18 protein-coding genes are annotated in these 20,975 nt (G+C 45.1%); 4 read left to right on the plus strand and 14 right to left on the minus strand.

Translation table 11 applies throughout. From position 1 onward, the window contains the following. The first annotated feature begins 208 nt into the window (after positions 1–208). A complete protein-coding gene (locus RT064_RS08025; protein WP_313062755.1) occupies positions 209–1,594 on the plus strand; it encodes a lytic murein transglycosylase in 1,386 nt (461 codons plus the stop codon). Positions 1,595–1,783: 189 nt separating this feature from the next. Here RT064_RS08025 and RT064_RS08030 read toward each other — a convergent pair whose 3' ends face one another. The 4 genes from RT064_RS08030 to RT064_RS08045 form a co-directional block, all read right to left on the minus strand. Then, on the minus strand, positions 1,784–2,044 hold the full coding sequence (locus tag RT064_RS08030; protein WP_007115866.1) for a hypothetical protein: 261 nt from the start codon (positions 2,042–2,044) through the stop codon (positions 1,784–1,786). Between the two features lie 201 nt (positions 2,045–2,245). After that, positions 2,246–3,253 carry a DUF4062 domain-containing protein gene (locus RT064_RS08035; protein WP_313062756.1) on the minus strand — a complete coding sequence of 336 codons (1,008 nt, stop codon included), beginning with the start codon at positions 3,251–3,253 and terminating at the stop codon, positions 2,246–2,248. Positions 3,254–3,381: 128 nt separating this feature from the next. After that, on the minus strand, positions 3,382–4,251 hold the full coding sequence (gene murI / locus RT064_RS08040) for a glutamate racemase (RefSeq protein WP_313062757.1): 870 nt from the start codon (positions 4,249–4,251) through the stop codon (positions 3,382–3,384). Between the two features lie 190 nt (positions 4,252–4,441). Further along, positions 4,442–5,176 carry a DUF1285 domain-containing protein gene (locus tag RT064_RS08045; protein WP_313062758.1) on the minus strand — a complete coding sequence of 245 codons (735 nt, stop codon included), beginning with the start codon at positions 5,174–5,176 and terminating at the stop codon, positions 4,442–4,444. 551 nt (positions 5,177–5,727) lie between these two features. On the opposite strand from RT064_RS08045, the gene RT064_RS08050 reads away from it, so the two are divergent. After that, positions 5,728–7,389 (plus strand): electron transfer flavoprotein-ubiquinone oxidoreductase, encoded by a 1,662-nt coding sequence (locus RT064_RS08050; protein ID WP_007115862.1) that lies wholly within the window; start codon positions 5,728–5,730, stop codon positions 7,387–7,389. Positions 7,390–7,450: 61 nt separating this feature from the next. Here the strand turns inward: RT064_RS08050 and RT064_RS08055 are convergent, their stop codons facing one another. The 3 genes from RT064_RS08055 to recG all read right to left on the minus strand — a co-directional run bounded on the left by RT064_RS08055 (position 7,451) and on the right by recG (position 12,057). Then, entirely contained in the window at positions 7,451–9,268 is a 1,818-nt protein-coding gene (locus RT064_RS08055; RefSeq protein ID WP_313062759.1) for an alkaline phosphatase D family protein, read from the minus strand. Positions 9,269–9,503: 235 nt separating this feature from the next. Beyond that, positions 9,504–9,683 carry a hypothetical protein gene (locus RT064_RS08060; RefSeq protein ID WP_099807412.1) on the minus strand — a complete coding sequence of 60 codons (180 nt, stop codon included), beginning with the start codon at positions 9,681–9,683 and terminating at the stop codon, positions 9,504–9,506. 220 nt (positions 9,684–9,903) lie between these two features. Beyond that, positions 9,904–12,057 (minus strand): ATP-dependent DNA helicase RecG, encoded by a 2,154-nt coding sequence (gene recG / locus RT064_RS08065; protein WP_313062760.1) that lies wholly within the window; start codon positions 12,055–12,057, stop codon positions 9,904–9,906. A gap of 155 nt (positions 12,058–12,212) precedes the next feature. Here recG and RT064_RS08070 point away from each other — a divergent pair, with 155 nt between their 5' ends. After that, entirely contained in the window at positions 12,213–13,109 is an 897-nt protein-coding gene (locus RT064_RS08070) for a patatin-like phospholipase family protein (RefSeq protein ID WP_313062761.1), read from the plus strand. Between the two features lie 78 nt (positions 13,110–13,187). Here RT064_RS08070 and RT064_RS08075 read toward each other — a convergent pair whose 3' ends face one another. Beyond that, on the minus strand, positions 13,188–13,721 hold the full coding sequence (locus tag RT064_RS08075; protein WP_313062762.1) for a hypothetical protein: 534 nt from the start codon (positions 13,719–13,721) through the stop codon (positions 13,188–13,190). Positions 13,722–14,221: 500 nt separating this feature from the next. Here RT064_RS08075 and argA point away from each other — a divergent pair, with 500 nt between their 5' ends. After that, a complete protein-coding gene (gene argA / locus RT064_RS08080) occupies positions 14,222–15,577 on the plus strand; it encodes an amino-acid N-acetyltransferase (protein ID WP_409519547.1) in 1,356 nt (451 codons plus the stop codon). Between the two features lie 113 nt (positions 15,578–15,690). Here argA and RT064_RS08085 read toward each other — a convergent pair whose 3' ends face one another. The 6 genes from RT064_RS08085 to parE form a co-directional block, all read right to left on the minus strand. Further along, positions 15,691–16,434, minus strand: coding sequence for a BamJ family beta-barrel-assembly machinery protein (locus tag RT064_RS08085; protein WP_409519548.1), 744 nt, complete (start codon positions 16,432–16,434; stop codon positions 15,691–15,693). A gap of 151 nt (positions 16,435–16,585) precedes the next feature. Continuing rightward, positions 16,586–17,431 (minus strand): BamJ family beta-barrel-assembly machinery protein, encoded by an 846-nt coding sequence (locus tag RT064_RS08090; protein WP_313062765.1) that lies wholly within the window; start codon positions 17,429–17,431, stop codon positions 16,586–16,588. Positions 17,432–17,792: 361 nt separating this feature from the next. Beyond that, a complete protein-coding gene (locus RT064_RS08095) occupies positions 17,793–18,428 on the minus strand; it encodes a lysophospholipid acyltransferase family protein (RefSeq protein WP_313062766.1) in 636 nt (211 codons plus the stop codon). A gap of 80 nt (positions 18,429–18,508) precedes the next feature. Then, positions 18,509–18,847, minus strand: a complete 339-nt coding sequence (locus tag RT064_RS08100; RefSeq protein ID WP_007115850.1) for a YnfA family protein — start codon at positions 18,845–18,847, stop codon at positions 18,509–18,511. 27 nt (positions 18,848–18,874) lie between these two features. After that, a complete protein-coding gene (locus RT064_RS08105; RefSeq protein ID WP_313062767.1) occupies positions 18,875–19,048 on the minus strand; it encodes a hypothetical protein in 174 nt (57 codons plus the stop codon). After that, positions 19,048–20,934 carry a DNA topoisomerase IV subunit B gene (parE, locus tag RT064_RS08110; RefSeq protein ID WP_313062768.1) on the minus strand — a complete coding sequence of 629 codons (1,887 nt, stop codon included), beginning with the start codon at positions 20,932–20,934 and terminating at the stop codon, positions 19,048–19,050. The genes RT064_RS08105 and parE overlap by 1 nt, the downstream gene beginning before the upstream one ends. Positions 20,935–20,975 lie beyond the last annotated feature (41 nt).

Raw genomic sequence — 20,975 nt, forward strand, 5'->3', positions numbered from 1 at the left:
GCTTTACACCGTTAATGCCCAATTTTTTTGAGTTCAACAATTAAACTTACCAAAACCGTGCAAAAATTAACGCTTTATCACCCAATGTGAAAAAATGTAATTAAATGCATTTACTCCTTTCACTAAGCAAGCTTTTTTTATACCCTTGAATGAGTCAAAATTCACCCCGTTTGTTGATGTCTTTATCTGTCACTATTCAAGGTTTGTTATGCGTTTACTTCCGATTTTTATGGCGCTGGCAGGCGTGGCGATGATTAGCCAAGCCAATGCCGCACCGACACCGCCTAATCTTAGCAATGCCCAGTTTCAACAGTGTTTATCCAATCTCAAAAACAGCAGCACCTTTCGCGGTGTAGCGAGCACTTTAGAGCAATATCGCCCCACTGAGCCTGACCCTAGTGTGATTGTCTCGCTCAACTATCAACCTGAGTTTCAAAAAGAAGTATGGGACTATCTCTCAGGTTTGGTCGATGAAGAGCGTGTGCAAGACGGTATCAATGCCAAAAACCAACTGCAAAGTACGTTAAGCCGCATCGAGCAGCGCTATGGCGTGAAAGGAACGGATGTACTCGGTGTTTGGGGGGTGGAATCTAACTTTGGTAAACAGCTGGGTAAAAAAGACTTAATCCAGTCGTTAGCGACCCTGTCTTGCTTTGATCGTCGTCAATCGTACTTTCGCACGGAATACGCTAATGCGCTGCGTATCTTGCAAAATGGTGACATCCGCCGTGATGATATGACTGGCTCATGGGCAGGGGCGTTTGGGCAAACCCAGTTTATGCCAAGTACCTTCTTACGCTTGGCGCAAGATTTTGATGGTGATGGACGTAAAGATTTGGTCAACAGCCAAGCTGATGCGCTCGCGTCAACGGCCAATTTCTTGGATAAAGCAGGTTATCGCACGGGCGAGCCTTGGGGGTTTGAGGTCAAGCTGCCTGCAGGGTTTTGGGCAGATAGCAACCGCAAAGCCAAAAAACCGATGAGCTACTGGCGCAATCAAGGTCTGACCCTTGCCAATGGTCAGCCGCTACCCTCTAGCCTTGATAGTGCAGGATTGCTATTACCTGCAGGTAGTAAAGGCCCGGCGTTCTTAGTGGGTAAAAACTTTGATGCGTTTTATAGTTACAATGCGTCAGAGAACTACGCGCTAGCGATTGCGCATTTGTCCGATATGATTAGCCAAAACCGTACTAGCAACGTCGGCTTTGTCACACCTTGGCCCACGGATGATGCCGGTATTAGTCGCCGTCAAGCCCGTGAAATTCAGCAAGCACTACTTAATCGTGGGTATGATATTGGTCAAGCTGATGGCATGATTGGCGATAAATCACGTTATGCGATTCAAGATTTTCAGCGTCAGCAAGGTGTCAACCCTGATGGTCGTGCGGGTATGAAACTCTACCGTATGCTAGTGACTCAGCCAACAGGCAATGCTCAGTATCCAAACCAATACCCAACCCAAACGCCGGTTCGATACCAGTCTGTACCGAATTCAACGGTTACTGCCACGCCGACTAAAGTGATACGCGATGCTAATGGTCGCACGAGTTACTATCGTATTGATAATGGGCAAGGTGGGGTGACAACGCCCTAGTCATTGAAACCTTAGTGTTTCAGTGTTAAGCATTAAACCTTAAATGATTTAAACCTGAGATATTTGAAACTTAGTCATCTACAATGTTTATTAATTTTTTATCCCCCAATAAAAAACCCTTAATGTCAGCATTAAGGGTTTTTTGTTGATAGTGACACGGTTTTGTTAATATCCCCACATGGGACAACCTTATACAATAGGTGGCGGGGTGGGCTCTTCACCATCATCCATTTGGATCGGTTTGACTTCACCTTTTGAATTGCTGCCCCAATTGTCCTCTTCGTCTTCATCCCACTTTTTGAAGTTATCGCGTGGGTTGATGCCACGGCGTTTCATGTCTTCGACTTGCTCTTCAAGGGTGCGAAACTGCTGGGCTTCGTGCATGGTATCTTCAAGTTGGTTGATGTTGTTTTCAAGATCGTCTGCTTGTTGGGTCACATGATTGCTCATAATTTTCTCCTCTTTTATCCTCAATGTTATCGTTATATGTGTTGTGGGCTTATCATAACACAAACAAATGTGACGCTAGTTAGCAGGTCTGTATAACATTATCATGACATGAGTAAATTATGGCTTGGTGAAAGCTGATATAAAATACTTGGGTAAAATACTGAAATAAAACACTAAAAAAGGCGTGTTAAAAATGACGGATTAAGCTTGTACAATGATGTTAATCTGCCACAGCTCGCGGATACTTCGTTCTTCTTTGACCGAGACCAACCATTGTTTTTTCACCAGTTGGCTTTTGATCCATTGATAATCAATATTGCTAATTTGACAGCGAGAGACGGCATGGATTTTGGGTGAGATTTTGAGCGCTTCTGCCATCGCAGCATCTTTGAGGGCATCATTAATTTGGGTCAACATCATATTACTGGTAAACGGCTGCGGTAATGCTTGTAGCATTTGCACAATATTGCCCCAGCTAAATGTATAAGCCGCGCTGATTTCTTGCAAGTTGCCGCCTTCAAACGCGTGTGCGGTATAGTTCACCAATAACACTTCATTGAGCGCTTTTGGCGTGACTTGGGTCGGTCTGACTTCAAGTTCAAGCGGCTTTTGATCGCGCTCTAGACTACTGGCCGTTAAGGCGGGTTGCACGCTATTACGGATATGAAATCTATCCGAGACAAAAACTGACTTCAAATCACCACTAGCGCCTGTCGGTAGCGCCCTTAATGGATGGGTGTCTTTGACCCAACCTGACCGCGGAAACTTCTCTTTGATTTCCTCAAGCATTCGCACACAGTCTGGCACGCCATCATGGGTCTGATCGAAATGAATGGCCCGCGAACCTTGTTCTTTAATCACCAAATTAAACAGATCCAACCGTTGACGTAATAGCTCATGTTGGCTTGGCTGGGTATTGACTAACGCAATCATTGGCACACGTTTTGAAGACGCATAGATATAAGATAAGTGCAGATAACTGACACCGGATAGGCTTAAATGACCGTAATCATTGCCCAAAATAAAAATCATATAATCACATTGGTCAATTTGTTGGCGGCTGTATTCAACAAAATTGGTATGGGTCGCAAGCAAATCCCAAGTCAAAAAATAATCTGTCGATAGCGCATACTCTAGCGCGTTCTCTAAGTTGACATTTTCATTTCTCACCAAAGAGATATGAATATGATAACGTTTCTTTTGAGACATGCTATCTTCTCCATAACGCTCTAATGAACGCAATTAATTAAAAAAGTAAAGGGTTAAAAGCTGAATCGTTAAAAGTTAAATCGTTAAAGGCTAAAAGGGTAAAAAGCCATGCTGACTAACCAACAAACTCAATACACTGCGCGATGTTGAGTCACACACAAGGTAAAAAAATCAATCCCCAACTCTGGCAAAAATCGCTGCAACAGACGCGTTGCTGCCTGCTCAGTAGTGGGTAAGTTGGCGGTGGCATAAAACTGTAACCGTAGTCGCTCTTTATGAGAGGCAAGCTGATTGGCTTGCTCAAGCAAATCATGCACGCGTTTGGCAATGGCATCCCCTGAATCAATCAATGCTACTTGCCCCATAGCTTGGTGGGTCATCATCTCATCGATACGCTTTGCCAAATAGGCTTTAAAAAAAGGAAAATGGGTACAGCCCAGTACCAGTTGGTCTACTTTTTTATCCTGTAACTCACTTAGCAAGTGATCTAAATCAGTCACGGCTAGGTGATTGCTTGGCATACCCAACTCCACCCAAGGCACTAGGCTGTTAAAACTATATTTGTGGACAGTCACTTGCTGCGGTTTGGCGACTTGTTCAATGACTTCATTAAGTAAATACCCGTGCAAGGTCGCTGGGGTTGCCAACACCGCAACTTGCTTGGTGACCGATTGCATCACCGCAGGTTTTAATGCAGGGACTAAGCCGACAATCGGCACTTGAGGATACTGCCGCCTTGCCGCCTGTAATCCATGCGCAGAGGCACTATTGCAAGCTATCACAATAAGTTTACAGCCTTGCGAATGTAGCCAGTCCACTGCCTGCAAGGTAAGTTCACGAATCTCTGCTTCACTGCGTGAGCCATATGGTACGTGCAGGGTATCGGCGAGATAGATATAACGTTCAAATGGCAAGCGTCGCTGCAAATGGGTCAATACCGACAATCCGCCCAACCCAGAATCAAATACGCCTATCGGCGCGCTTGCTAACTCTACCATAGCCTAATCAGTCCAACTCGCAGGGTGCCGCTATTTTGAACCGCAAAATAATCGCCTACCCATAAAATAGACCACTATCTTATACCAATTTTTAGACGCTCACTACAAAAAAATGCAGTTGCCGAATTTGACAGCCCATTCGTCACTTTACTTGCTCAAAACTTATCAACAGTTTGGTTAACGCTGAGACTTATGCGGTCATGGTCAAGGTAAAAGTGCTATCACCACTGTGCAAAATCAATGACGTACCCTCTTCACCCTCCACCAACTCACCCAGTTCAATCAAATGGTAAAACACATTGCGATGAATGAGTCCGTATAATGCTGAGTCACCATTTTGGCGCACCAACAGATAAGGCTGGCTGACTTGTTTTTGCTGTAAGTCAGCATCATGCGGAGTAGCATGAGTAAATGGCAGACCCAAACGGATCGGATGCTGCTCGTCAGCAATCACCACATCGCCTTGCGTGGTGGTGAACTGCAACACAGGTTTGCTAGTAGCGCCAAATTGCTGGGTAATGACGTCCACTTGATTCACTAGCAGTGGCGCGTCTTCTACTTGGATTTGCCATTTCTCAACAGGGGTTTTTAAAAAATACTCAACGTGGTGGTTGTCATCAACCTCTGACCATAATACTTTGGCAAACAGATCAATGAGTAGCTGCCGGGTGATTTGACTGCCTTCATGCCACCACTCGCCATTGGCTTTGACCACCACATCCATCGTACCGCTGAGTTTGGGTTGCCATTTTTCAAGCGGTGGAATTTGGCGTGTCGGATGATTTGCGTTTGCTACCGCTTGTGAAGTGACCGATTGCGAAGCGACCGATTGCTCGATTTGTTGGCTTAGCTCGCCTATATCAACGCTAGTATCAAAATTAATATCAAAGCTGGGTTTAGATGCTACATTATCATTATTAGTCATTTTATAGCTCATATTATGGTAGTTTTTATTTAGATTAGGATTTAGAGTATTGTATGGGTTTATGAATGCCATGATGCGCTGTGTTGACATCACTTTGTGGTACATAGTAGTCAATTCAACGCTGGGTTTCAAATAGTCGCTGTTAGTACCTGTGTCGATTTATTGTATATAAAGGTGACAGATAGCATAAGACAAGCCAGATTAGATACGATAAATTAAGCCCGGCAGTCATTTTCTCCTGCAAAAATATTAGGTGGTTAAACGGTTAATCTATTATACTAAGTAGTATTTTTTCTGAATTCATATAACGATTCATTATATGTTAAAATCAAGAAAACCATTGATAACATTGCCAGCCTGTGCCAGCAATTATTTGATGAACTGATAATCAAAGGCTAACCTTCCCAATCACTAGCCTTGCAAAAATCATCGTGATGCGACTTATGTTGATGAATTGTCAGATATAAGCTGATAAACCGCATTGGGTTAAACAATGCGCGCAAGGTTAAGCAAGTTGTCATCACTGAATTTTATTTTTCTAAGGAGTTTGTATGCAAGACATCGAACGCGAGCAAATGGAGTTTGACGTAGTTATCGTGGGTGGCGGACCTTCAGGTCTATCTGCGGCAATTCGTCTACGTCAACTTGCCATTGCTGCTGGCAATCCTGATTTTAGCGTGTGTATCGTTGAAAAAGGGTCAGAATTTGGTGCCCATATCTTATCAGGTGCGGTCATGGAGCCTAACGCACTGACTGAACTGATTCCTGATTGGAAAGAAAAAGGTGCGCCCGTTCGCGTGCAAACCAAAGGTGACCGCGTCTACATGCTCAAAAATGAGACCAAATACCGCGAATTGCCAGAAAAAATCGTCCCAAGCTTGATGCACAACCACGGCAATTACATTATCTCATTGGGTAACCTTGTACGTTGGTTAGCTACCCAAGCCGAAGAGCTTGAAGTGATGATGTTCCCAGGTTTTTCTGCCGCTGAAATTCTCTACAACGAAGATGGTTCTGTTCGTGGCGTATTGACAGGTGACATGGGCGTCAATGCCGAAGGTCAACCAAAATCAGGCTATGAGCCAGGCTATGAGCTACTGGCAAAATACACCATTTTTGCTGAAGGGTGCCGTGGTCACTTAGGTAAACGCTTAATCAGCCGTTTTAACCTATCAGAAGGCAAAGACCCGCAGCACTACGGGATTGGCTTAAAAGAGCTTTGGGAAATTGACCCTGCCAAACACCAAGAAGGCATGGTGCTGCACGGTTCAGGTTGGCCACTTAGCGAGACGCATAGTAATGGTGGTTGGTGGTTATACTTTGATGAAAACAACCAAGTGTCATTTGGTATGGTGATTGACTTGTCTTATCACAACCCTTACCTATCGCCATTTGATGAGTTACAACGTCTAAAAACCCACCCGCTCATTCGCAATATTTTAGAAGGTGGTAAACGCTTATCTTACGGTGCGCGTGCCTTGACCAAAGGCGGTTTAAACTCATTACCAAAATTGTATTTTGCCGGTGGTGTATTAGTAGGTGACGATGCAGGTTTCCTAAACCCAGCAAAAATCAAAGGTACTCATACCGCCATCAAATCAGGTATGTTAGCCGCGGAAGCCGTGTATGAAGCGATTGCTGCCGGCCGTCAACATGACGAAGTGCCAACCTATGAGCAAAAATTCAAAGCATCCTGGCTCTACAACGACATGTACCAAGCGCGTAACTTCGCAAATGCGATGCACCGCATGGGTATCTGGATGGGTGGTGCGTTCAACTTCCTAGAGCAAAATATATTTAAGGGTAAAATGCCTCTGACTATTCGTGACAGAATGCCTGACTACGATGTGCTTGAGCGCGCAGACCACGCTTATATCCCTGAGTATCCAAAGCCCGATGGTAAGCTAACCTTTGATAAATTATCTTCCGTGTTTATCTCCAATACCAACCACGCTGAAGATCAACCTTGTCACTTGAAATTAACCGATCCAGAGGTACCAATTAAGCGTAACCTCAAAATCTTTGCTGAGCCAGCACAGCGTTATTGCCCAGCAGGGGTATATGAAGTGGTACAAAGTGACAGCGGCGCAAAATTTGTAATCAACTCACAAAACTGTGTGCACTGTAAAACTTGTGATATCAAAGACCCCTCACAAAACATCACGTGGGTCACGCCAGAAGGCGGTGGTGGTCCAAACTACCCAAATATGTAAGGATTTATCAAAAAAAGCCGCTAATGTTAGCGGCTTTTTTATTGGGTTTTGTTAAAGTTGTTTAAACCAAATAAGGCTCACCCACTTTGACACGCATGGTTTTACCAATACTGCTTGAATAAGTGGGCTTGGTGATATCACTGACAAATACCCAGTCGCTAGTGCATTGCTCAGGGGTCACTGTCACAATCATATAACCGCGCTGAGAGGTGTCACACCATTTTAACGTACCACCTTTGACCAGCATAGGTAACCCCAGTGCTAACTGTTTTGGGTCAACTGTTGCTAAGTATTCTTCAAAACCTGGCGATGTCACTGACTGTACCGCAAACTCCACCCCGACGGGTTCACCTTTGACATTGACTAGATTATTCGCCCAAGCATTATGGGTATCGCCTGCCAATACCACTAAGTTTTTTTGCATCGCGTTGGCAATACCATAAATCATCTCGCGTGCCACCGCGTAACCATCCCATGCATCTAGGTTATAAGGGATGAATGGGGCTTGCTGCAACTGTTGTACCACACTCTGCTCTTGCGGCGTCAAGGTCGTGGGCGCTGTCTGCGCTTTTTGCATTAGGGTCAGATAAGTGACGGCATCTACCCCCAAGGCAGGATTCATGAAGTTGAGCAGTACGGGGGCAGGAATAAACATCTGCCCCATCACCACTTGCTGACCCAAAATTTGCCAAGTCGACTTTGACGCTTGCAATTGACCTGCCAGCCAATTTTGTTGTGGCAAACCGATCAATTGGCGACTGGTATCTTGCATTGCTGCGGTGAATTTTGCGCTATCTAAAGTGAGCTGGCCATTGGCATCTTTAATTAAAAAATTATTGTAATCTAGCTGTTTGTCACGGGCAATGACACGGGTGTCTAGCATATGCAGACTGAGTAAATTACCAAAATCAAAACTGCGATAAATTTGCGTCATCACACTATTACGCGTGGGCATCCATTCATGATAGGCTTTCATGGCGTCCATTTTGCGCTGATTCCAATCGCCTTCATTGGGTTGGTGGTTTTCAGCACCTGCTTTATAAGTGTCATTACTAATCTCGTGGTCGTCCCATACCGCAATCATTGGCATGGTGGCATGTACAGCCTGCAAATCTTTATCGGTACGATATTGGGCATAGCGCAAGCGATAGCCAGTAATGGTGAGCAATTCTTCCACTGGAATGACTTCACGATTGAGCTGGGCGGCCTGGCTTGAAGCATAGGCAGGCACCGTTTTACCTTGCTCATCGATAGTATGGCGACCATATTCATAGATATAATCACCTAAGTGGAGCAGCACATCGACATCGCTGCGCTTGGCAATATCGGCATACGCATGAAAATAGCCTGCAGGATAGTTTGAACAGCTCACTACCGCAAGTTTCACTTGATTGACATTCGTGACAGGTAGGGTTTTGGTTTTACCAATCGGACTGGTGACACCACCACATATAAATCGATAAAAGTAAGGGGTATTCGGCTGTAAACCCGTGGCATCCACTTTGACCGTATAATCTTGCCCACCGTTTGTTTTGCTCGTGCCTTTATGGATGATGGTGTTAAACGCATTATCACTGGCAATTTGCCAATCGACATCAAGGCTGCTGCCACTGTTCGTCGGTGTCACACGAGTCCATAAAATCACTTTGTCAGCAAGCGGGTCACCACTGGCTACGCCATGTAAAAAGCTAACCTGCGCTGTGTTATCATTATCATCATTGTCATTATTACAGCCCGCTAGCATCATCGATGCACCTGCGGCAGTCGCAAGCGAGGTAGATTGTAAAAAACGGCGACGGTTGATACTTGGGGTTGATGGCTGGGTGTCTTTAAGCAAATTGTGGATAGGAGAATTTTGCTCAGCAGGCGGTTTGGTCATGGGATTTCCTCAAGGTTAGGCAAAGCCAAAATGTGATAAAAATGAGTGACGTAACTAGGAAACATTAGCTGACTAAGGTGACAACCGTATGACGATTGAATGAACAATTAATGGCAAATTTTAGCCAATAAAAAAGCTGACCGAAGTCAGCTTTTGTGCAGTCAAAAATCTATGCAATAAAACATACAGGCAATAAAACTAGAAATCAAACCTAGTCGCTTATCAAGACTAGCCGCTAGATACCTGCAGCCGCTTTAAATGCAGCCTCATCAAAGTCATCACCATGGGTCACAACGATGGTACCATTAGGGTTAACGTTGACAAATTTGACCCCTTTGATGTCTTCGGTTTTTTTGATGATTTCATCCGCAGCGGCTTGGTCTGCGATAGGTAAATCGTATTTGGTTTGTGGCATAACAGGTATCCTTTATATTGATAACAAAATATTGATAATTCTATATTAATAACAGTGGTATTGCGCAATAGATAAAAATTAATTAAAACCAATAGTTAAGTCAGTGTTAATTAATCAATAAGTGCATAGGGTATAACATAACAAAAATTTGGGGATGTGAATAGGCGCTTTATCCGTAAAAACAACGCTCTATCAGAATTCAAGCGCCTACTATGCGCTATCATGCGTTAATGTATTTGATGGCATCGGGTGTCCAATGGCTGATATATTGCTGTACTTGTGATTTGCGATTTTCATCAGCAATTAGGTACTTAGCAATCGCTTGCGCCACGATTAGCAAGCTTTCATCTCTGGCTAGGTCACTGACATAGTAGCTATCAAATCCCGTCTGCCGTTTACCTAAAAGCTCGCCTGCACCGCGCAGTTCCAAATCTTTTTGCGCAATCACAAAGCCATCATTGCTATCTCGCAGCACATTGAGCCGCTCGATACCCGTTTCTGACAATGGCGTTTGATAAAGCAATACACAAAAGCTTTTTTGGGTGCCACGCCCCACGCGTCCGCGTAGCTGGTGCAATTGCGATAACCCTAATCGCTCAGCATTTTCAATCACCATCAGCGAGGCATTGGGCACATCGACCCCGACTTCAATCACGGTAGTAGCCACCAGCAAAGCGGTTTTACCGGCTTTAAAATCCGCCATAACTGCTTGTTTGTCATTGGGCTTCATTTTGCCATGCACCAAGCCAATGTCGAGATTGAGCCTGTCATTCAAATCGACATAGGTCGCTTCAGCGGCTTGGGCGTCAAGCACGGTAGATTCTTCGACCAGTGGGCACACCCAGTAAGCTTGTTTGCCTTGCTCGCAGTTGGCAGCGATACGTTCAATCACTTCATCACGTCGGTCACGGCTTATGGTGACGGTGGTGATGGGGGTGCGGTTGGGCGGCAGTTCATCAATGATGGACGTATCCATATCACCAAATGCACTCATCGCAAGGGTACGCGGTATAGGGGTGGCTGTCATAATCAGCTGATGCGGAGTAGTATGCGCCAAGCCTTTATCTACTAGCGCCATTCGCTGCTCCACCCCAAAACGGTGCTGCTCATCGATAATTACCAAGCCCAACTTGGCAAAACTGACATGTTCTTGAAATAGCGCATGCGTACCGACCACGATTTGCACCTCGTTGTCTTGTACTTGTTGCAAGGCTTTTCCACGCGCTTTGGCTGTTTGCTTACCCACCAGCCAACCCACACCGATGCCAAGCGGTTCAAACCAGATTTTAAAGTTATTAAGATGTTGCTCCGCCAAAATCTCTGTCGGTGCCATCACCGCCACTTGCCAGCCGCTATCAAGCGCATAGCATGCCGCCAAAGCTGCTACCAAGGTTTTGCCTGCGCCAACATCGCCTTGCACAAGTCGCAGCATAGGCACTGACGTTGACAAATCTTTGACGATTTCCGCCACTACACGATTTTGGGCATGGGTCGGGGTAAAAGGTAAATTGGCTAACAGGCGATTGGCAAGCGCGCTTGTGGCATCGCAGCGCGGTGCTTTGTGCTGATAAAGCTGTTGTTTGCGGTACAGTAGACTCAGCTGGTGCGCCAGCATTTCTTCGATAATGAGCCGCTGACAGGTCGGATGGCTGCGATTTTTTAACGCCGCTAATACCAAAATTTGCTTGTTCAAATCGGTATAAATCGGTGGCTGATGAATAAAGCTAATGGCTTCTAGCAAGCTAAATTCCCCAAATGGGTTATGGCTACCTGCCAGTAACGGAAACTGTTGGCTCAGCGCATTTTGTACTGTTTGCCACTCAGTATCACTGATAGTAGCCATCACAGGATTGGCTTGTTTAACCGTTTGCAGCGCAAGTCGAATCAAGCTACGCAGTTTATTTTGATGCAAGTTTTTGACCGTTGGATAAACAGGTATCAGCCCTGTATTGGTCAGGGGTTGATGTCCAGTAATAATTTCATATTCAGGGTGGCTGATTTGGGTGCCATACTTACTGATACTGATTTCACCAAAAACACGCAAGGTATTGCCCACTGCCATGGTTTCGGTCAGTCCACGATAGACTTTGAAAAAGCGTAATGTTGTTTGCGCTGTCCTATCTTGCAATGTCACGCTGAGGCCCATCTTTTTGTTGTCGACGCGGACAACGGTGCCTTGTAGCAATGCCGATTGTCCATCGACGACATCACACATGTTGACCAGTCGGCTGCGATCTTCATAATCACGCGGCAAATGTAGCAACAAATCAAACACGCGCTCGATACCTAGTTGGTCAAGCTGTTCAGCGATTTTGCTACCCACGCCAGCAAGCGCGGTGACAGGGAGGTTAAAGATGTCAGGTTTTAGCGTCATATCATAAGCTTAGATGCGCTGTCCATGATAAAAATAGCATGAAAAAACACCAAATTAAGTTAGAATACATAGCGACACAATTTACGCTTTATAACCGATGAACTCAACAAATTTATCATTTAATAATATTGCTGTTTTGATTGATTAGGCTTGCTATGAAACCGTTTTCTTTCTTTGCCCTGATAACTACTAGCATTTGTTTTACGGTTACCGCCTGCACCCAAACGCCAGTGATACCCATCCAACCTATAAAACCACCCGTTCAACCATTAGCAAAGCCCAAAATCGCCCTTGTATTGGGCGGTGGCGGTGCCAAAGGTTTTGCCCATGTCGGCGTCATCAAGGTACTGGAAAAAAATGGCATCACCCCCGACCTAATCGTCGGTACCAGTAGCGGCAGTCTAGTCGGTAGTTTATACGCCAGTGGCAAGTCCGCTAGCGAACTTGAAGACATCGCGACCCATGTTAGCAATAATGAGTTGCTCGATTATAGCTGGAGCAAACAAGGCTTTATCGAAGGCATCAAATTACAAAACTGGGTAAATACCCAAGTCGATAATCAACCGATTGAAAAACTCCCCATCCGTTTTGCCAGTGTTGCCACGGATTTAACCACCAAGCAAAAAGCTGTCTTTGATAAAGGCAATACCGGTCTGGCGGTGCGGGCATCCAGTAGCGTGTATGGCGTTTTTGTACCGCCACGCATCAACAATAAACGCTATGGCGATGGCGGTTTGACAAGCCTTGTGCCTGTGCAAACTGCCAAACAAATGGGCGCAGATATTATCATCGCGGTAGATGTTTCAGGCCCGCCAAAAAACAGCCATCCGCAGGATTTTTGGGCGCTACTGGATAAGACATTTGCCGTCATCCCCAATCAAGCAAATGCTGCTGAAATCAAATTGGCGGACGTGGTGATACGCCCGGATGTTGGTGATATTGGCACGACCAATACCATAGCCAGAGAGGCGACGATAAAAGCAGGGGAAATCGCAACCTTCTCAAAGCTCAGCGATATTGAGCAAAAAATCGGCAAGTTTCAAAAATTGTAATTAAAAAAACCGCTCATTCAATTGAGCGGTTTTATGCGTGAGCCCTTCTAGGCATTGCTTCTAGGTATTGAGCGCTTATTATTTTACTTTTAAACGATATTTTACCATCGCTACTTCATTAAGACCCAAACCTGGTACATCCCACTGTATGGCTTTATAGTAAGCCATCGGTAGATTTTGTAGCACGCCATTCATGTTGGTTTTTAGTGGCATATATTGAAAATTGGCACCGTCCATACTGCCAAACGCGCGGGTTGGCTCTACATCGCTCGTGCTCACTAATTCCATATTGGCTGGGATGTTCATGGTCACTTTCAGGTTGCGGATACGGTCAGGGCTGTTATTGGTTAAGTAGCCGCGATACTCTACGACGTTGCCAGATGCAAGGCGAGTTTGTGCATTGACGGGGCTTAACACTTCTTGACCTTGTGGATCCTGACCAACAACAGAGGCTAAAATGCGGGTTTGAACTTGACCAGCGACAGGTGCTGAGATAGGTGCAGTTTGATTATTATCAACAGGGTCTAATGCCACCGTTGGCAGCACAGCCATTGCGGCGGCTGATGCCCCAAGTGAGGCGGTCATTAGCGCGAATACTGAAAGCTTTTGCATGAATATTCTCCATTAAATCATGATTTTCAAATGTTCAAAATTGTTGTGTCAGCGGTTGTTAGCGTATTCTCTTTTTTTGGCAGGTTGGCATACAACGCTGATTGGGTGGTCAAATAGGTTAAGGCTCGACTATAGATTAGCATAACAAACTTTACAATTTAACTCACTAGCAAGTTGAAAGTTGCGGGATGAATTTACTAAATACAAACAGCGCAGCCAAAATCAGTAAGATTAACTATTGTATTTTGTAAGGTTTATTGATAGCCTTATCGTTAGTCTCTGATCGATGCGCGCAATCACGCTGTTAAACTTACATGTATGTTTAATTAAAAGAGACATAAACTTTATCGTGCGCTGTTTGTACGTCTACTTTTTTTATCATGTCTACTGTTATCATGCCAACTTCAACCGATACTTCAGCAAATTTTACCCATGGCACTGCACCGCTTGCCAATGGTGAAACGATGACTGATAATAACCCTATACTTGCCTATCACGCTATGATTGATTTACCCAATACTGCCCAACAAAATGCCGCTGCCACCCCTGCTTATGTTACCCCACCTTATGTATTATGGTTTCGTAACTTTGCGCCCTATATCAACACCCATCGTGGCAAGACCTTTGTCATTATGTTCAATGGCGAAGCGGTCAATCACGACAATTTTAGCCATTTGATTCATGATTTTGCGCTGCTGCATAGTCTCGGCATTAAGCTCGTACTCGTTCACGGTGCGCGTCCGCAAATTGATGCCAACCTTGCCGAGAATCATATCGAAACACCGATGGCAGATGATGTGCGCATCACTACAAAAGAAGCCATGCCGTACATCCTAAAAGCCGTTGGCTCAATTCGTCTGCAAATTGAAGCGCAGCTATCGATGGGACTTGCCAACTCGCCGATGTATGGCTCTCGTATTGATGCCATCTCAGGCAACTTCGTCACCGCCCGTCCTTACGGTATCCGTAATGGCATCGATTATCAATTTACGGGTGAGGTGCGCGCGATTGATGCCGAAGCCATCCACAACAATTTAATCCATGATCATGTGGTGATTTTGGGCAGTATGGGCTATTCTGCGACAGGCGAAGTATTTAACCTGCTGGCTGAAGATGTGGCGCTACAAGCCGCGATTAGCCTAAAAGCGGATAAATTAATTTTCTTGGGCGAGCAAACAGGTATCTATAAAGATGGCACTCACCTGCTTAAAGAAATGATTCCGCATGAAGTAACACGCTTCTTACGTGATGTTCCTGAAAGCTCAGAAATCGCGCGTTTCTTACGGGCAGCAAGCGATGCTTGTCAATATGGTATCCACCGTACCCATATCATCTCCTATGCCAAAGATGGCGCACTGCTTGAAGAGTTATTTACCCGTGACGGTTCAGGGACGCTAATTTCCCATGACCCGTATGAAGAAATTCGCCGTGCCGACATCGATGATGTGGTAGGTTTGATTGAACTGCTAGAGCCACTCGAAGAACAAGGTATTTTGGTCCGTCGTTCACGTGAGCGTTTAGAGAGCGATATCGAGAACTTTAGCGTGATTGAGCGTGATGGCATGGTATTAGGCTGCGCGGCTTTATACCCACTCAACGACCAAGCCGCAGAAGTTGCTTGTGTGGCTGTCCATCCCGATTATCGCAATGGTAGTCGTGGCGCAGATTTGATAGCATTCTTAGAGCAACAAGCGCGTAGCCGCGGCATCCACGAACTCTATGTCTTGACTACTCGCACCGCGCATTGGTTTGTCGAGCATGGGTTTATGGAAGTCCCTGCTGAATCGCTACCGGCTGACCGCTATGCTTTTTATGACAATACCCGCAACTCTAAAGTATTAAAAAAGGTGCTTTAAAGGTACGCTTTTCAAGCCAGTATATAAAAAACGCTCAATAGGAATTGAGCGTTTTTTTATAGCCAACTAGGTAAAACTTTAAGCTGGGACAAAACTTAAAGATAGGAAAAAACTTAAAGTTTGACGGGTTGGGTCACAGGTGGGTTGACTTGTAACAGCTCAATATCAAAAATCAACACGCTGTTAGGTTCGATATCGGCATTACCTGCTTCGCCATACCCTAAATTAGCGGGGACAAAGAGACGGTATTTACCCCCTTCTTTCATCAACTGTAGCCCTTCTGTCCAACCTTTAATCACTTGATTGAGTGGGAAAGTCACAGGTTCGCCACGTTTATAAGAGCTGTCAAAAATGGTACCGTCAATCAAGCGACCTTCGTAGTGGACTTTGACTTTGTCCGTCGCTTTAGGCGATTTACCCTTTCCTTGTGTTAGCACTTGGTATTGTAAACCCGACGCGGTAGTCATCACGCCTGATTTTTTGCCGTTTTGTAGCAAGAATTGTTTGCCTTTTGCCGCATTGCTAGCTGCTAACGCTTGTACTTCTTTGGCATAGGCAATTTCTTTGTTTTTTTGATAGTCTAGCAATACTTTTTGCATTTGTTTTTTGTCAAGATTGGGCGACTGCGCTGAGTATGCATCCCGAAATCCCTGAAAAAACGCATCAAGATTTAAATCATCAATACTGTCCTTGTTGCTCTCACCCATCAGATAGCCAAAGCTATAGCCGACTTGTGCCAATGCTGGGCTGGTTGCCGTCACTGTTGATTTTGGTACATAAACAGAGGACGCAACTTTGTTTGCGCCAGTGCTCGCTGCTGCGGCATTTGCACTGATTGAGGTAACTGCTAACAGCATGCCAGTAGCGATGCCAGTCACTAAACTTACTTTTTTATATCCTAAAATCATTGGGATGTTCCTTTGCCATCGTGCCGATGAGTAGGGCGAGCGAATTCGATAGTTGCGCTTGCCCAGCTGATTGAGATCACCTATCTGACGCCAACCCAACCTATTTGGCAGGTTGAGAAGCTGACTGCATGGCTTCAATTTGTTGTTGTAGTTGGGCTTGGATATCTGCTGCGGCAGGCTGTGCGGCATCAGCAGGTGGATTGACTTTTAGCAAATCAACATCAAAGATGAGCACACTATTTGGCTCAATCCCACCTTGAGGGGCACCTTGCTCACCGTAAGCAAGTTTTGATGGAATGTAGAAGCGATATTTGCCGCCTTCTTTCATCAATTGTAAGCCTTCAGTCCAACCAGGGATAACTTGGTTGAGCGGGAATACCGCAGGTTGACCACCATGCTGTGCGGTGCTATCAAACACTTTACCGTCTAACAATTTACCTTCATATTGTACCGCTACGATATCTGTGGCTTTTGGCTGCGCGCCGGTACCTTCTTTGAGCACTTCATACTGCAAGCCAGACGCGGTAGTTTTGACCCCTGCTTTTTTAGCGTTTTGCGCTAAGAAAGCCTCGCCTTTGGCTTGGTTGTCTTTTAGGCGTTTTTGCATTTGATTTTGCTCATAGGTTTGTACCGCTTTAATCATTTCTTCACGGGTCATGGTCGATTCTTTACCATTAAAACCGTCATTGATACCTTGATTGATATCAGCAGGATTGAGGTCTTTGGCGTCTTTTTTGACGTTTTGACCCATCATATAACCTAGGCTATAACCTACCTTTGCCACTTCACTGCTTTGGGCATTGATAGCGGCTGAATTACCCGCCAACTGACGGCTACCGATGGCGGCTACTTGTGGGTCATTGCCAAAACTTTTGATAAAAACGGGTGATAATGCCAAAGCACCTAACACAACTGCTGCCAATACGGGAACTGTATTATTGCTCATAAAATTTCCTATCTGATATGTCCAATTAAGGTCTAATAACGACTAAAAAATCGTCTCAAAATTGTAGCTATCATAGCAGAAATAGTTTGTAAAACCTATGGCATCGTCAGCTTTAGGTTTTTTTGCCGGTAAATAGCGGCGATAGCAAAACGGTCTTTACCTGTATACTGTTTTGTTGATCTTATCAGCAGCAAAAGGACTTTCATGGCGCTTTTTCGCCCTTTTTTTACCTTATCAGCCCGCTAACGATGAACAGGATGAATGTAACAGCAAAATTATTAAGCCCTTGACATAAAGTTAGCTTAACTAAAATTAGCTCAACGTAGCAACAGCATCACAGATTTATGGGTAGCTAAAACAATTAGCCATGCAAATCTTGTAACGGCTGTGACATTTTTTCAAAATGCTTACCCAAAACGCCGCGATAGCGTTCTAAAATTTTGGGTAAATCGGCATCATAGTCGCCCGTTGGGTAAAACAAAGGCATAAAACGGATTTGCTTGGTTTTATAGTCCATTGCAATCGGCAAAATTGGTACGCCTGCGCCTACGGCAATATGATAAAAGCCTGTTTTCCACTTGTCGGTGTAACTTCGCGTCCCTTCGGGTGCCAATGCCAACCAAAGCTGATCTTGTTGTTTAAACTGTTCCAAAGTCGCCTGCAAAGTCGAGCCTTTTTTCTGACGGTCAATTGAGATCATACCGCCCCACTTTAAAAAAGGACCGATAACTGGAATACGAAACAACTCTTTTTTGCCCATGAGTTTGACATCAATGCCAAGCGTTAAAATACCCATCACCGCATTCCAACCGTCTTCGTTTGAGGTGTGCGGGACGGCGAGCATCACCAGCTGTTTGACATTGGGCATCTCGCCCACAAGTTGCCAACCGCGCATTTTTAAGTATTTTGCGGCGAGCTTGGCGATGTTTGGGTCATGACGGCGGGGCACATTTGAGCCAAATTGGCTTGGGTCTAATGGCGTTTGGTTGATATCCATGTAGGGTCTCTTTGATTTAATAATTTAATTTGAGTTTACATTAGTGCACTGAAATTAGCAAATCTGTTGATTGGAGGAATTTATAACAAGCTTTTGGGCTGCAAGATAATGATAGTTGCGCCCAACAGTATCACCAAACCGCCAATGCTGTCCCAGTGTGTCAGAGAAACGCCATCGACAAATTTTAGCCATACCAAAGCCGTCGCGATATATATGCCACCGTATGCGGCATATACTCGCCCTGTCGCTGTGGGATGAAGGGTCAATAACCATACGAACAGGGCAAGCGTGATGGTCATAGGCACAATGAGCCAAAGCGGTTTATGCTGTTTGAGCATCAGATAGCCAAGATAGCAACTGACAATCTCGGCAATAGCGGTGATAAAGAATAACAGCAGGGTAATCAACAATTTAGTCATATTGGCGGATTTGCCCCATGTTAGATGTTAGGCAGAAGGGGAAAGTTGATAAATCGCATCATGAGCGTCATTTTCTTTTAAAAAGTCTAGAGCGTCATAGGATTTATCTACTCGATAATGTGCAAACGTAGCTGATAGCCATGCACTGTCAATAGTATGCGCTAGCATTTTAGGCTCAACGCCAATCATTTGCGTAGCCATTAAACCCCAATTTCCGCCAAATCGCCTTTTTGCTCAAGCCATGTTTTACGGTCGCTGGCGCGTTTTTTGGCAAGCAGCATATCCATCACGCTATCGGTTGCAGTTGGGTCATCAAGGTCTAGCTGCACCAAACGTCGTGTATCTGGATTCATCGTGGTTTCACGTAGCTGTTCGGCACTCATCTCGCCCAAGCCTTTAAAACGGGTAATTTGCGGCTTTTTATTTTTTGCCACTTTTTTCAAGATTTGCTCAAGCTCGTCATTATCAAGGGCGTACTCCACCTCTTTACCAATATCAATGCGGTATAGCGGTGGCATAGCGACATACAAATGCCCTGCATCAACGACCGCTTTAAAATGTTTAACAAACAGCGCACACAGCAGCGTGGCAATATGCAGTCCATCCGAATCGGCATCCGCCAAAATACAGATTTTGTCATAACGCAGTTCGCTCAAGTCGTCCGAATCAGGATCAACGCCAATGGCAATGGCAATGTTATGAATTTCTTCACTAGCAAGCACCGTATCGGGCGATACTTCCCAGGTGTTCAAAATCTTGCCTCGCAGGGGCATAATCGCTTGAAAATGTCTATCACGGGCTTGTTTAGCACTACCCCCTGCCGAATCCCCTTCCACCAAAAACAGCTCTGCCCCATCTCGCAAATTACCGCGACAATCCGCCAATTTTCCTGGCAACGCTGGTCCTTGGGTGATTTTTTTACGCTCAACTTTTTTGGCGGATTTGAGCCGTTTGCCTGCTTTATTAATCGCCAATTCAGCGATTTGTTTGGCAATCTCTGAGTTTTGATTGAGCCACAAGCTAAAGCCATCTTTGGCAAAGGCTTGTACCACGCCCGCCGCTTCTCGGCTCGATAGGCGTTCTTTGGTCTGTCCGCTAAATTGCGGTTCGGAGAATTTTAGCGATAAAATATAATTGACCCCATCCCACACATCTTCAGGAGCGAGTTTGACGTTGCGCGGCAGTAGATTGTGCAGTTCACAAAATTCTTTTAACGCGTCAGTAATACCTGTGCGTAGTCCATTGACGTGCGTGCCACCTTGTGCCGTAGGAATCAAGTTGACGTAGCTTTCTTGTACAGGCGTACCACCCTCGCTAAGCCAACAAATGGCAAAGCTTAAACCTGCTCGCTCGCCTTTTTTGGCGTCGTAATTAAACACAAATGGCTGTTCTGGAAGGGTGATTTCTTCGACCAGTTGCTCGGTGAGATATTGCGATAACCCATCGGTAAATTGCCAAACGTCTTTGTCGCCGTCAATTTCATTGATAAAAGTGATGGTCAGCCCTGCCGATAACACGGCTTTGGCTTTAAGGTGATGTTTGAGTTGTTTGATGTTAAATTTTGGTGAATCAAAGTATGTTTCATTGACCCAAAACCGCACGAGTGTACCGCGTTTTTTCTTGTTAGAAGACGGGGCAACCGCCAGCGGAGCAACGGCATTGCCATCGACAAATTGCATGGTAAATGCTTCGCCATTTCGCCACACAGTAACATCGACTTTGTGCGACAAAGCATTGACCACCGAAATCCCCACGCCATGCAGACCGCCTGAGACTTGGTAGTTGTCGGTAGAAAATTTACCGCCTGCGTGTAGGCGTGTCAAAATCAGCTCAATGCCCGATTGGTTAAATTCGGGGTGAATGTCGGTGGGCATGCCGCGTCCGTCATCTTCGACTGACAACGAACCGTCAGTATGCAGTATCACGGTGATGTTTTTGGCGTGACCTGCAAGCGCTTCGTCCACTGAGTTGTCGATGACTTCTTGGGCAAGGTGGTTGGGACGTGTGGTGTCAGTGTACATACCAGGACGACGGCGTACCGGGTCAAGACCTTCTAATACTTCTAAACTTTGACTGGTGTATGACATCTTTTACTCTTATAAAATTTCAAATTTAGATTTTTAATCTA

It is taken from the genome of Moraxella sp. CTOTU49097, assembly GCF_032064105.1.
GTDB classification, from domain to species: domain Bacteria; phylum Pseudomonadota; class Gammaproteobacteria; order Pseudomonadales; family Moraxellaceae; genus Faucicola; species Faucicola osloensis_B.

Excerpts from the sequence above, each read along its gene's own strand:
- RT064_RS08025 (WP_313062755.1), top strand. The coding sequence starts at position 209 with ATGCGTTTACTTCCGATTTTTATGGCGCTGGCAGGCGTGGCGATGATT.
- RT064_RS08030 (WP_007115866.1), bottom strand. The coding sequence starts at position 2,044 with ATGAGCAATCATGTGACCCAACAAGCAGACGATCTTGAAAACAACATC.
- RT064_RS08035 (WP_313062756.1), bottom strand. The coding sequence starts at position 3,253 with ATGTCTCAAAAGAAACGTTATCATATTCATATCTCTTTGGTGAGAAAT.
- murI (WP_313062757.1), bottom strand. The coding sequence starts at position 4,251 with ATGGTAGAGTTAGCAAGCGCGCCGATAGGCGTATTTGATTCTGGGTTG.
- RT064_RS08045 (WP_313062758.1), bottom strand. The coding sequence starts at position 5,176 with ATGACTAATAATGATAATGTAGCATCTAAACCCAGCTTTGATATTAAT.
- RT064_RS08050 (WP_007115862.1), top strand. The coding sequence starts at position 5,728 with ATGCAAGACATCGAACGCGAGCAAATGGAGTTTGACGTAGTTATCGTG.
- RT064_RS08055 (WP_313062759.1), bottom strand. The coding sequence starts at position 9,268 with ATGACCAAACCGCCTGCTGAGCAAAATTCTCCTATCCACAATTTGCTT.
- RT064_RS08060 (WP_099807412.1), bottom strand. The coding sequence starts at position 9,683 with ATGCCACAAACCAAATACGATTTACCTATCGCAGACCAAGCCGCTGCG.
- recG (WP_313062760.1), bottom strand. The coding sequence starts at position 12,057 with ATGACGCTAAAACCTGACATCTTTAACCTCCCTGTCACCGCGCTTGCT.
- RT064_RS08070 (WP_313062761.1), top strand. The coding sequence starts at position 12,213 with ATGAAACCGTTTTCTTTCTTTGCCCTGATAACTACTAGCATTTGTTTT.
- RT064_RS08075 (WP_313062762.1), bottom strand. The coding sequence starts at position 13,721 with ATGCAAAAGCTTTCAGTATTCGCGCTAATGACCGCCTCACTTGGGGCA.
- argA (WP_409519547.1), top strand. The coding sequence starts at position 14,222 with ATGATTGATTTACCCAATACTGCCCAACAAAATGCCGCTGCCACCCCT.
- RT064_RS08085 (WP_409519548.1), bottom strand. The coding sequence starts at position 16,434 with ATGCTGTTAGCAGTTACCTCAATCAGTGCAAATGCCGCAGCAGCGAGC.
- RT064_RS08090 (WP_313062765.1), bottom strand. The coding sequence starts at position 17,431 with ATGAGCAATAATACAGTTCCCGTATTGGCAGCAGTTGTGTTAGGTGCT.
- RT064_RS08095 (WP_313062766.1), bottom strand. The coding sequence starts at position 18,428 with ATGGATATCAACCAAACGCCATTAGACCCAAGCCAATTTGGCTCAAAT.
- RT064_RS08100 (WP_007115850.1), bottom strand. The coding sequence starts at position 18,847 with ATGACTAAATTGTTGATTACCCTGCTGTTATTCTTTATCACCGCTATT.
- RT064_RS08105 (WP_313062767.1), bottom strand. The coding sequence starts at position 19,048 with ATGGCTACGCAAATGATTGGCGTTGAGCCTAAAATGCTAGCGCATACT.
- parE (WP_313062768.1), bottom strand. The coding sequence starts at position 20,934 with ATGTCATACACCAGTCAAAGTTTAGAAGTATTAGAAGGTCTTGACCCG.